The sequence below is a fragment of the Shewanella halotolerans genome (genome assembly GCF_019457535.1).
In the GTDB taxonomy this organism is placed as follows: domain Bacteria; phylum Pseudomonadota; class Gammaproteobacteria; order Enterobacterales; family Shewanellaceae; genus Shewanella; species Shewanella halotolerans.
The window spans coordinates 2,660,348-2,672,352 of the sequence record NZ_CP080417.1; the positions used below are offsets into that span (position 1 = coordinate 2,660,348).

The following is a 12,005-nucleotide window of genomic DNA, read 5'->3' on the forward strand; positions in this document are numbered from 1 at the left end:
TGTATTTTCTTACGTGTTAGTAGCTTAGTGTTAGTAGCTTAGCTTTCTCACTACACTAGTCTTTGTCGCTCGCTTGCTCTTTATCGCTCGCTTTTTCCTTGCCTAGCACAGTGATCTTGCCCTTCTTGGCAACCCCGGCTAACCCTAGCGCCTGACTGCCGACACTGTCGTAGGCCAGCTCGATACGCTCAAGATGCCCCGCGCTCTTAGGCACTGTGATGGCGCGGCTCGACAGCCCCTTGGTCAAGACACCGAGATTATCCACCTTCTTCGACTCGCCATCGCTCATGAAGAGCTCGATCTGTTTTAGGTTAACCGTGCCCTGATCGCACCTGAGTTTAATACTGGTAAGGTTCTGCTCCTTGCGCCCCAGCTTAACCTTATCCACCTCGGCCTTATAGTCGACCGTCTTCTGGGCGAGCTCACGCCACTCGGACGCCAGCGCCCGGTTGGCCGTCAGCGGCGTTAGCAGTACTAAGCCCATCAAGAACAAGCCCATCAAGAACGAGCCGAGCAAGGGCAAAGGCTTAATGCCGATAACCCGTGAGAGATGATGTTTAAAAGATGACAACATGGCGATACTCCTTATCTGATAAATGACTTGCTATAGGCCTGGGACCAACTTCACCGCTGCTTGGTGCGCTCACATTTTCTGCACTCAATTTAGTGAACACGCAGGCCGGTAATAATCCAACTAACGTCTAGTAAAGCTTAATCTTCTAGTAAAGCTCAATCTTCTAGTAAAGCTTAATCCTTCCTACTAAGCCCCATGAACCCTATCAAACCCTAGTAAGCCCTAGTAAATCCTCTCGGCTTCGGCCAATCAGATGACTATAAGTGTGCGCGAACACAGCCTTACGAGCTTCTGGCTAAGACTGATTAAGGGGTTTGCGGCAGCTCGCTGAGCATCTTATTGATCACCCGCGCAAGCCTCTCGTCGGCCTGCTGCGCCGCCAGGGTACTGTCTTGATTTAACGGGGTAAATCCCTGAGCCAACACCCGCCAGCTAGGCTCCATCAATCTAGGGTCGAACACCAGAAGCAACACAGAGCCTTTCTCGAAGCGGCGCATGTCCACCCCTTGGGCCGAGACGCCCGGCACTAGTCCGACTTTCTGCAGGATCTCACCATCGCTCATGGTATCGCCGAGGGCTACGCCATAGCCGATCAAGAGATCTGGCGAATCCGATGCCGGCACCTGTCGATAACCCTTGGCCTGCATCACGGCGGTGATGGCGCCGCGCATGCGGGACTTTAGCTGTTCCGGCTTCACCTCTTGCCCCACATTGAGTAGCTCGAAATCTGGGTGCAGGGCAAACGCCTGTGCATCTTGGCTAGCTTGCCCCTGTATGAAGCTCAAATCACCGCTGGCTACCAGAGTCAGACGATCCTCGGGCGCCATCGACAATTGCAGCGGCTCCTCCTGAGTCACGCTGCAGGCGGTGACGCCGGTTATCAGCAACAGGCCCAGCCCCATTTTTAGCCCCAAGTTGAGGCCCAAATTAAGACCCAAGTTCTGGCTCAGTTTTAGCAGGCTAGATTTCATTTCGGCTCCTCGTCCTTATTAGGAATCATCCTTCACAGAGATAGTCGGATTGGACCATGTATCGGATTGGACAAAGTATAAGCGAAAGATCATGAACCTAGGCTGACAAAACCTTAACAATCATCTTGCTAGCTGATACGACGACGGCCAAAAACAATGATCAAAACGAATGACCAAAGCCAGCAGCCATGAGAGAAGATGAAAGAAGATAAAAGAAGATGAGCGAGTAAGAGGTGAATGAGACAGATAAAAAAACGTCGGCAAGATACCGACGTTTTTAGCTTAGAGAAACTAAGAACAATTAGCGCAACTTAGTGCAACTTAGTTAAATGCTAAGTGCCTAGTTGCTCTCCAGGGTAACCAGCAAACTGGCGCCACTGCTTGAGGGCGCGCCATCGGCGCTAACATAGAACCAGCCTTCGGCGGGTGAAACGACGCGGATCTGCTCACCGTTACCGACGTTTTCCGATTTAAACTGATAAGCCGTCGGGCTCGCCCAGGTCGCTGCGTTGGCGTAGAGGTTCAGATCGCCGCTACCATGGGCGGTGTTGATCTCGATAGCCGCCGTATTGGCCGGCACATAGAAGTAGTAGCTGGAATGGCCGTCGGCTACACACACAGCCTGACCAAATTCTACCCCGCCATAGCTATAAGGGCTTTGGCTTAGGCAGGCATCCGCCACCTGAGGCGAACCGTTATCCGGCGTAGTGTCGGCGCTCTGGCTGATCTTGAGGCTAACGCCCTCAAATGGCGTCACGGCTACCGTCGAGAGATAGACCCAACCACGATTGGCGACCACGCTGATCAGCTCCTCGTTGCCGCTATTTTGTGACTTCACCTCATATTCGCTCGGGCTCGCCCAGGTCTGCTGGTTAAAGTAGATATCCAGATCGCCCTCACCACCCGTGGTGCTGATATAGAGCTGAGTATTATCCTGCTCGACATAGGTGTAGTAGTAGTTCACCCCTGTGCCGGCCACACACTCGGCCTGCTCCTGGGTAATATTGCCGTCGCTGATGGTTGCCGCGCCGCAGTTCCCCGTCTGCCCACCACCATTGGCCGCATCGGCGTTATCGCCGATACCGTTACCATTCTCGTCCGCCCACTCGGTCGGATCGTTGGGGAAGGCATCTTCGCTGTCGATCACCCCGTCGCCATCGCTGTCGACCGGGGTCACTATGCCACCGTCGAGCGGCGTATCGTTACTAGTCACCGTCAGCAGCCAGCTGTTCCACTCTGCGTCATAGTTCGTACCGATAGTGTTGTCGATATAGCTGAGCCAGGCCGAGGTATCACCGGCGCGGGCGTGAACTAACAGAGCGTCCACATCGCTTCTGTGCTGCTCGAACAGGAAGCGCACCGCCAGATAGCCCCAGCGATAGACCCTGTCGGTACCGCTGTCATAGGTGTTAGACAAGATCTCGCTCAGGCTAAATTCCTGGCTGCGGCCGATATCGACCGCCTCATCGTAGCGATTCTGATGGGAGATATATTCGGCGAGGCCCTCGGCCCACCACACAGATTTACCTGTGTCGACGTCGAAGTAGTTAAAGGCGCCGTAAAGATTGAAGCGACCATCTAAGTAGTGCACATATTCGTGTCTCAGGTTCCACACCAGAATGTCGTCGGTCCAAGTGGCCTCGTGGGCGATAAAACGTGCCTGGTTGTCGGGATCCGACGGCGTGCCTTCCAGATACATGCCGCCGTTGTCAGTGTTGATGCCGAAGATGATGCCCGCGTAGACATCATAGTCGTCATAGCTGTCGAAGATATTGACCTGCAGATCTTCGTTGTAGTCGTCCGCCACTGGCTCGCCGCCGGTTGCCAGGATCTGATGGAACAGCCCCTCTTCCTCACCCATGAGATCGCAAGAGGCCTGCAGCTCCTGATCCGTCAGCTGCTGAGCGCGGATCTTGATGGTGTCCGAACAGCTGTAGTGGATAGCAAGCACACTGACTTCCACCTCGTCCTCCCAGCCGCAGATGCCGAAGCTGTCGCACTGGCCAGGGTTGTAGTAATCCAGATAACCGGCCGCATCCACCCACTGCTTAGACAGACGGTTAAACTTGGCCATATATTGCTGCACGCCGCCGTTGAGGGCCGTTTTCAGGCTATCTGGTAGTTTCCAGTAGGCCTGATACTCGTAGAAACGGCCAAACTCGTGAAAGGCATCCGAGGACTCGAAGGCATACTCTGAGTTGATGATGTAGTCCGAGGTCGCCACCTTAAGCAAGGCGGCGCGCAGGGCATCATACTCCATCGACGCCTTGGTATATTTTTCATCCCAGTTGCCGCGATACAGGGTGGTGAGCGCCTTGGTCAGCGCGCTTCTGTGGTACCAGGAGGCCAGATGCTGCTCGCTAAACTGATTCAGATAATCGGTGATCACGGCCACCGAATCATAGTAGTTGTAGGAGCTGTCCCAGGCGATGAAATACTCCTGCAGTGTGTTGCCCTGCATGTCGCTCAGGCTGTTAAAGGCCGGGTTCTTGGCATATTCCAGCAGCAGCTCACGCATGGCATCGCTGGCGCGGCTGTCACCATAGCTGAGATCATCGTTGTAATACTCTATGTAGAAGGCGCCGCGCAGGAAGTAGAACAGGTTAAACAGCTCGCTGCCGGTACTGCTGTCGTAACTTGCTGCCGTTGCCTTGGCCAGATTCGCCACGGCCACCACGTTATCGGCCTGATACACCTTGACCGCGGTGGCATCGTTGCGAGAATAGAGCTCGGAGATACAGGAAAACTCCGCCTGGCGAACAAAATCGTACAGCGCCTGGCCGCTCAGGCTGTCGAACTGGCTGTAACCGTTACAGGCATCCGCCTCGGCCGCTGGCCCGGTCGCGCCTTGATTGCCCTTCATGCCAGGCAGCGCCGATTGTCCCTTGCTCCCCTTCTCCAATTTGCTATCACGCTTCTCAGGCCTCACGCCTTCGCCCTGCTCCGCATCACGTGCCCCTATAGGCTTGCGCGCAGACTTGTCGAATCGAGAACTCGCTGCGGCCTTGTCGGTAGACGGCTTCATCTTCTGGGCAGGTGCCAGCTGGGTTGGCGGCGCGGCTTTCGTCGGCGGTGCGGCTTTTATCGAAAGCGGGCCCTTTACATCCTTTGCCGGCATGCCTTGTGGCTGAACATCTTGGGCATGCAGCACGAGCGGAGTCGCCAGCAGCGAGCAGGCCAAGGCCAGCGCCGTTGGGGTAAAGCGGCCAGCGCCGCCTAATGTTTTATTTGTCATATTGGTCTCCAGACCGAACGACCATAAAGGCCGCTCATTACTCAGGTTGAATTAGCCCGGTTCGCCTTCTCTGAGGCGTTATATCGAGCGATTAGCACATCCTTGTTAACCCAGAGTTAACAATTTATGGCAATACCGTTATATTTTATACAATATATTATTGCAAGTGCTCGGCAGGAGATTTACATTAGGAATGTGCAAATTACCACAGAGATAATCTGACAAAATTAATTTTTACAGTAAGTTATCGCGAAATTTCGGAAATAAAAAAATTTGCTGGTCAGCAGAGACAAGCCTTGAGATCATAGCGCTTCGACTAAACACCTTAGAGACACGCCGTTAATGGAACTGGTTTTCGCCATCGCCCTATTTGCCTTTTCCTCGGGGATCACCCCCGGGCCCAACAACATCATGTTGATGACCTCTGGGGTAAACTTTGGCATCCGCCTGAGCCTGCCCCACCTGGCGGGGATCTGCATCGGCTTTCCCTGCATGGTGCTGGCGATCGGCCTTGGACTGAGCGCCGTGTTTCAGGCCTATCCCCTGCTGCACCTTATCATCAAGTATGTCGGCATCGCCTACCTGCTCTACCTGGCTTGGTTGATCGCCAACAGCAGCAGCCGCATGGAGGGCAAACAGACGGCAAAGCCTCTCTCCTTCCTGCAAGCTGCGGCCTTTCAGTGGGTCAACCCTAAGGGCTGGATCATGGCCGTCGGCGCCATCGCCACCTTCACCGTGATGGACAAGCCGCTAACGCCTCAGGTGCTCACCATTGCCAGCGTCTTCTTCAGCGTCGCCCTGCCCTGCGCCCTGGTATGGCTCGGCTTCGGCGTGGCGCTCAAGCGGCTACTTAAGCATCAGGGTCAGCAAAAAGCCTTTAACATCGCCATGGCGCTCTTGCTTGTGGCCTCTATCATCCCTATGATCGCTCCTCAATAACCCACACAAAAACCGCATCATAGGGAGCAGCCGTGACAGCGACTGAGCGCAATCACAACGCCGAAGAAAGAGGCGTCGCCTTAGCCACCCAGAATTGGGTCGAAAAGGTGATCATGAAGTACAACATCTGCCCCTTCGCCCGCCGGGAAGTGGAGCGCAACAGCATACGCTACAAGGTGGTGGAACAACATCAGCTAGAAGCCGTATTAAACGCGCTGATCGACGAGTGCCACTATCTCGAGGAGCATCCGCAAACCGAGACCACACTGTTTATCCTGCCGCGAGGCTTCGAAGGCTTTTATCACTATCTGGATCTGGTGGATATCGCCAACGCGCTGCTTATCGATCAGGGCTTCGAGGGAGTGTTTCAATTGGCCAGCTTCCACCCCGACTACTGCTTCGATGGCGAACCACAAGACAGCGCCGCCAACTACACCAACCGCGCCCCCTATCCCACCTTGCATATCATACGCGAGGCCAGCATGGAGCGCGCCTTAGCCGACTATGAGGATCCCGAGTCGATCCCCGAGCGCAATATCGCCTTTGCCGAGCGTAAGGGTGAGGCCTTCTTCGTCAAGCTGTTGCAAAGCTGCAAGCAAGACGACTGACCCAGGCGCAAAATCCAAGAGGGAGAGACAGATGGCAAGCAAATATTATGTGGTGTGGGCAGGACGCGAGACCGGCATCTTTACCAATTGGCCCCAGACCAAGGCTCTGGTCGATGGCTTTGCCGGCGCGCGTTATAAATCGTTTAAGACCCAGGCCGAAGCCGAGGCCGCCTTTGGTGCTGGTAAAGGCCAATCCGCCGCCGGCAATACAAGCAAGGGCGCTAACAGCAAGGCTAAACCAGCGGCATCCAAGCCAAGCAAGCCCGCCGCTAGCGAGCAGCCAGACAGCGATGTCGATATCTATACCGATGGCGGCTGTGAGCCCAACCCAGGTGAGGCGGGTGCTGGTCTGGCGCTGTATAAAAAAGGCGAGTTAGCCGAGCTCTGGTATGGACTCTACAACCCCAATGGCACCAACAATACCGCCGAGTTAAATGCCCTGCATCAGGCGCTCTTGATGGCCAGGCAATACCTTGAGCAGGGGCTTAGCGTGCATATTCACAGCGACTCCCAATATGCCATCAAGTGTATCTCCCTATGGGCCTATGGCTGGAAGGCTAATGGCTGGCGCCGTAAGACGGGGGAGATAGCGAACTTAAGCGTGATCCAAGAGGCCCATGAGCTGTACGATAGCCTGAAGGATAAGCTAAAACTCAGCCATGTGGCAGCCCACGTAGGGATTGAGGGCAACGAGCTGGCCGATCGCATGTCTATCTACACCATAGAGAGCAAGGAAACCGGCTTTAGCCGCTATCAGCAGCCCTTGGATGTTCCAGCCCTATTGGCGATGCGGGCAGGATAAGCTTTTACATCACTTTTTATGACAGAGAGTTAGATTAGCCGCGTTATATCACTACCACGCAGTCGCGGCCGCTCTCCTTGGCGCGGTAGAGGGCCTGATCGGCATGGTTGAACAGGCAATCTTGCTTGTCATCCTGACAATAGACAGAGACACCAGCGCTTAAAGTTATGGCCACGGGGAAATCTATCCCCTGGCTGCGGCGCTTCACCTCCTGCCTGAGCTTGTCGGCAAAATGCTTGGCACCCTCTTTGTCTGTGTCTTCCAGGATGATCACAAACTCCTCGCCCCCCCAGCGGCCAACGAAGTCTGTCTTACGAATGGCGTCGCTGAAGATCTTGGCCACCCGCTGCAACACATCGTCGCCCACCAGATGGCCATGTTTATCGTTAACCGCCTTGAAGTGATCGATATCGAAGATACACACCGCAAGCGGGGTCTGCTGACGATTGCTACGGCTGATGGCCGCCGCCAGCTGGCGGTTGATGGCGCGGCGGTTGGCGACCTTAGTCAGGGGATCGGTATTGGCCTGGGACTTGTACTGCATCTCATCGCTGAGATCTTTGATCACCACGATGCTGTGCTTCTCATCCCCCACCCCATAGGTAGCGATAGAGATGCTAGCGGGAAACACGTCGCCGTTAAGCTTCTTGCCGTAGAAGATGGTGTTGCGCTGGGACATGGGCTGCACCCGGTCGGATTTTTGAAACTCGAGGCGCAGCTTCTTGTGCTTCTCCTTGGTGGCGCTGGGCACCAGGTCGTCGACATTGATCTTGTTGAGCGCCCTCTCGGAGAAGCCAAACAGGCGCATGGTCTCACGATTGGCGGAGATGATGGTGCCATGTTCGTTCACCGAGAAGATGGCATTGGGGGCGCAGCGGAAGATCACCTCGAGATCCTTGAGTTTGATCGCCAAGCGTTTATTCACATAACGGATAAAGCTAAACACTAAGATGCTCACCAACACCAGGGCGCAGAGGATCACCAGCAGCATATGATTCACCCGCTGATGGGCGCTGTCGGCCTGCTCGAATAGGCTGCTGGGGCTCTGGGCATGGCTGGAGAGTATGGCCTCTATCGCCTCGATGGCCGGGGTATCGTCGACCAGGACCACTTGGTCGATTTCCGCTATCGGCTGCTTCTCCTCCAGCATCTGCCTGAGCCTTGGCAGATTATGGCGATATTGGCTGACCACAGACTGAATAGCCCGCACCTCGGCGGTATGCTCGGGCGCTCGTTGCTGGTACTTCTGCAGCGAGTCTAATCCCAGCTCTATCTCGGCTTCCGCCCGTCTGAGATAGCTTAAATCCTGGCGGATCACCGCATTCTTAAAGTCGTGGATAAAGCCGCCATAACCCAGGGCCACCATGGCGTCGTTGAAATAGGCGGTCTTCTCCAGCGCCTCATAGGTGTGACGCTTCCAGTCACGCTGAGACTGATTGATGCTGGCCATCAAGATGGAGAAGGCGCCCACCAGAAAGACGACATATAAGATGGCCAGACTATAGATTTTGAACGGCTTAAATGGGTGGTGCATTCACTCTTCATCCTTTTGCCGAGCGGCCTGCGCTGACGAGCTCATGGGTAAGGGGCGACTTCAACCAAGTCCAGTTTACATCCAGCTATAGAGGTCTAAGCCAAATCGCTTACCCATGACCAAATGAAAAGTATAGCCTATACCAATCTAGCCTACTGAAATTACGCACAAAAGTTGTACCTTACCCTAGCTTAGAGGATGATCTAATCCAGCGCCGCGCGCTGCTGCCGCTCCAGGCGTTTGTGCATCAGGGCGATCAGTTTACCCACAAGCACTATGATCAGGGCGCCGGACAACACGGGGGAAACCAGAAAACTCCAATCCTGCCCGGTTAACATCACCAACAGCGGCGTGGCGCCCGCCGGTGGATGGGTGGTCTTGGTGAGCAGCATGCCGCTGACCGCAAGCCCGGTCGCGATCGCCAGGGTCAAGGGGCTCACCCCGACATAGTGAACGAAATAGAGGCCGATCGCGCAGGTCAGCAGATGACCGAAGATCACGTTCTTCGGCTGGGCCAGGGGGCTGTCCGGCACCCCAAACACCAATACCGCGGTGGCACCGAAAGGCACCATGAGCAGCACAATGTCCGACTGCAGGGTTTCTGCAAAGGATAACAGGCCGATGGCCAAGGCGGCGCCCAGGCCGGAGATTAACGCAAATGCCAGTTTATTCATCTTGATCTCTTAACTCCCTTATATAGACAAGCCTTATGTAGACGAATTTTATGTAGACAAGTCTGTCTACCCGCAAGAGTAGACAACTTGGTCTACCGATGTCAAGATATAAAAAAAGCGAGGCTAAGATGACAGATAAGAGACAGTTGCTAATCGATACCGCCCTCTCCCTCTTCACCGAGCGGGGCATCAATCTTGTGGGGATCAACGAGGTGCTTAAGGTCTCCGGAGTCGCCAAGAAGACCCTGTATCATCACTTCAGCAGCAAGGAAGCCCTGATAGTGGCGGTGCTCGAAACCCGTCACCAGATCTTCATCCACTGGCTGGAGGAGCGTCTTACGCCAGCTCAGGACGATCTTGGCGTGATCGATGCGCTGTTTAGCGCACTGGATGACTGGTTTAACGACCGGGTACCTGAGCTGAGTCAGTTTCACGGCTGCCTATTTATCAACTCCGCCATCGAATGTGGCGACTGCCGCTGTCAGGTATCGCGCTTCGCCAAGTTTCATAAACAGGCGGTTCGAGACTTGATTGGCAGGCGCCTTTCCCAGCCAAACGAAGCCCTGTTAGACCTTATCTGCCTGATGAAAGAAGGTGCCATCGTTTCGGCCATGGTGAGCCAGGATAAAGGCGCCGCCCTTCGCAGCCTGACCCTGCTGCAACGTCTTGCACCCAGCCTCATTTAAGGCAAAAAGAGTGTCAGGAAAAGATAGGTCTTGCGCTGGGCTTATGAGACAATCGCGCCATGAAAATTTATCGTAAATTACATAAGGCCCCCTTCAGGGTGCTGCGCATCAGTCGACGCCGCTTCGGTCTACGTTTAAAACGTGACATGTTGGTGCTCAAAGATGCCCTGGCCCAGGAGAAACAGGAGACCAAGGATATGCTGGTCGCCTATGGTCGTTACACCCGCAAGCAGGCCAGCAAGGAAGAGCTACGGCTGGCCAACCAGCAGCTGGCGGATCTGATCAAAGGCCTGGGCCTTGGGGTGTTTGCCGTGCTGCCCTTTGCCCCCATCACCATTCCTGTGGTGGTAAAACTGGGTAAGTTGGTCGGCGTCGAGGTGCTGCCCAGCTCCTTCAATAATCTCTCCGAACGCAAGGCTCAGCTGAGCCGTGAAGCCCGTGCCAATAAGCGCGCCCTGGACGCTGTTGAAAAAGCCAGCAATGAATGATGCGCCGCTTTCACCCCGAGGGGTTGACATGCTAATCTAAGCTGAATTTTGACCTCAACAAGATGATGCCCAATGACTCAACTACTCCTCTCTGGTTCCGAAGGGATCCCACTGACGCTACTCGCGGCAAATGACTATAACGATTGGCTAAACGGCCAGGATAAACCGGTTCAAAACTGGCTAGGCAGCACCCAATACAAGGGCAAGGGCCTCAGCCTGATCCCAGGCACTGACGGCAACCTCAGCCAGGTGCTCTATGTGAGCGACGACAAAGACTCCCACTGGGTGTGTGGCGATCTGGTTAACGAACTACCGGCCGGCCAATACTTGCTGGAGGCCGATGCCCAGACCTGTAAGCTGGCGGCCTTTAGCTGGGCCTTAGGTGCCTACAAGTTCGACCGTTATAAGGCCAATGACAAGGTCTACCCTCAGCTGGTGCTCCGCGATGCCGAGCTGGTTGAGCAGACACTCAAGATGGCGCGCTCTGTCTCTATCGTGCGCGATCTGGTCAACACCCCTGCCGCCGACATGATGCCTCAGCACCTGGGCGAGACCATGGAGTCACTGGCAAGCGAGTTTGGCGCCAAGGTCACTCAGATCGTCGGTGACGACCTGCTGACCCACAACTACCCTACTATCCACATGGTTGGCCGCGCCAGCCATAATGCGCCGCGCCTGATCGATCTCACCTGGGGCGATGAAGACGCGCCTAAGGTCACCCTGGTGGGTAAAGGGGTCTGTTTCGACTCGGGTGGACTGGATCTTAAGCCTGGCGCCGGCATGCGCCTGATGAAGAAAGATATGGGCGGCGCCGCTCATGTTATCGGCTTAGCCCATCAGATCATGGCCGCCGAGCTGCCGGTACGCCTGCGCGTATTGGTGCCAGCGGTGGAAAACGCCGTCTCGGCCAATGCCTTCCGCCCGGGTGATGTGATCACCACCCGCAAGGGCCTCACGGTTGAGATTGACAACACGGACGCCGAAGGCCGTCTGGTGCTGTGTGACGCCCTGGCCGAAGCCAACAGCGACAAGCCTGAGCTGCTGATCGATTTTGCTACCCTGACAGGCGCCATGCGCATCGCCCTGGGCACAGAACTGCCTGGCTTCTTCAGCAACGACGACGAAGTTGCCGCCGGCATCACCGCCTCTGGCCTGACGGTTGAAGATCCCGTGTGGCGCATGCCACTGCACAAGCCTTACTTTGACCTGACCGGCAGCGATATCGCCGACTTAGCCAACTGTGGCAAGGTGCCCTTCGGCGGCGCCATCACGGCGGCCCTCTATCTGGAAGCCTTCGTCGATGAGGAGATCAGCTGGACCCACTTCGACGTCATGGCCTGGAATACCCGTAAGCTACCTGGCCGCCCTATCGGCGGCGAAGCCTTCGGCATTCGCGCCGTGTTCGATTATCTGGCAAATCGTTTCGCCAAGTAACGACGGTTTCGTTAAACGAGAGTTAGACGTTAAAAAAGTCGGACGATAAAAAAGTCAGGC

11 protein-coding genes are annotated in these 12,005 nt (G+C 55.3%); 6 read left to right on the forward strand and 5 right to left on the reverse strand.

Translation table 11 applies throughout. From position 1 onward, the window contains the following. Nucleotides 1-55: 55 nt before the first annotated feature. From K0H81_RS11410 to K0H81_RS11420, 3 genes are all read right to left on the reverse strand, one after another. Nucleotides 56-574, reverse strand: a complete 519-nt coding sequence (locus K0H81_RS11410; RefSeq protein WP_220058407.1) for a DUF2541 family protein — start codon at nt 572-574, stop codon at nt 56-58. 305 nt (nt 575-879) lie between these two features. Continuing rightward, complete coding sequence (locus K0H81_RS11415) at nt 880-1,545, reverse strand: DUF4136 domain-containing protein (RefSeq protein ID WP_220058408.1); 666 nt, start codon at nt 1,543-1,545, stop codon at nt 880-882. Between the two features lie 340 nt (nt 1,546-1,885). Further along, nucleotides 1,886-4,780, reverse strand: coding sequence for a M9 family metallopeptidase (locus K0H81_RS11420; protein WP_258406275.1), 2,895 nt, complete (start codon nt 4,778-4,780; stop codon nt 1,886-1,888). A gap of 342 nt (nt 4,781-5,122) precedes the next feature. Between K0H81_RS11420 and K0H81_RS11425 the strand changes: the two genes are divergently transcribed. The 3 genes from K0H81_RS11425 to K0H81_RS11435 are packed head-to-tail and all read left to right on the forward strand — an operon-like array spanning nt 5,123 to nt 7,129. Then, nucleotides 5,123-5,719 (forward strand): LysE family translocator, encoded by a 597-nt coding sequence (locus K0H81_RS11425; protein WP_220058409.1) that lies wholly within the window; start codon nt 5,123-5,125, stop codon nt 5,717-5,719. A 32-nt stretch (nt 5,720-5,751) separates the two neighbouring features. Beyond that, the gene (locus K0H81_RS11430) at nt 5,752-6,327 is read left to right on the forward strand and encodes a DUF1415 domain-containing protein (RefSeq protein ID WP_220058410.1); all 576 of its coding nucleotides are present in this window, start codon (nt 5,752-5,754) and stop codon (nt 6,325-6,327) included. Between the two features lie 31 nt (nt 6,328-6,358). After that, nucleotides 6,359-7,129 carry a ribonuclease H family protein gene (locus K0H81_RS11435; RefSeq protein ID WP_220058411.1) on the forward strand — a complete coding sequence of 257 codons (771 nt, stop codon included), beginning with the start codon at nt 6,359-6,361 and terminating at the stop codon, nt 7,127-7,129. 43 nt (nt 7,130-7,172) lie between these two features. Here K0H81_RS11435 and K0H81_RS11440 read toward each other — a convergent pair whose 3' ends face one another. Together K0H81_RS11440 and K0H81_RS11445 are read right to left on the reverse strand one after the other, a co-directional pair. Then, nucleotides 7,173-8,663 carry a sensor domain-containing diguanylate cyclase gene (locus K0H81_RS11440; RefSeq protein WP_220058412.1) on the reverse strand — a complete coding sequence of 497 codons (1,491 nt, stop codon included), beginning with the start codon at nt 8,661-8,663 and terminating at the stop codon, nt 7,173-7,175. Nucleotides 8,664-8,866: 203 nt separating this feature from the next. Next, nucleotides 8,867-9,337, reverse strand: a complete 471-nt coding sequence (locus K0H81_RS11445) for an HPP family protein (protein WP_011865479.1) — start codon at nt 9,335-9,337, stop codon at nt 8,867-8,869. Nucleotides 9,338-9,465: 128 nt separating this feature from the next. Here K0H81_RS11445 and K0H81_RS11450 point away from each other — a divergent pair, with 128 nt between their 5' ends. From K0H81_RS11450 to K0H81_RS11460, 3 genes are all read left to right on the forward strand, one after another. Further along, entirely contained in the window at nt 9,466-10,023 is a 558-nt protein-coding gene (locus K0H81_RS11450) for a TetR/AcrR family transcriptional regulator (protein WP_144198860.1), read from the forward strand. A gap of 59 nt (nt 10,024-10,082) precedes the next feature. Beyond that, nucleotides 10,083-10,511 (forward strand): LETM1 domain-containing protein, encoded by a 429-nt coding sequence (locus K0H81_RS11455; protein ID WP_011865477.1) that lies wholly within the window; start codon nt 10,083-10,085, stop codon nt 10,509-10,511. Nucleotides 10,512-10,583: 72 nt separating this feature from the next. Beyond that, nucleotides 10,584-11,945, forward strand: a complete 1,362-nt coding sequence (locus K0H81_RS11460) for a leucyl aminopeptidase family protein (protein WP_220058413.1) — start codon at nt 10,584-10,586, stop codon at nt 11,943-11,945. The last annotated feature ends 60 nt before the right edge of the window (nt 11,946-12,005 follow it).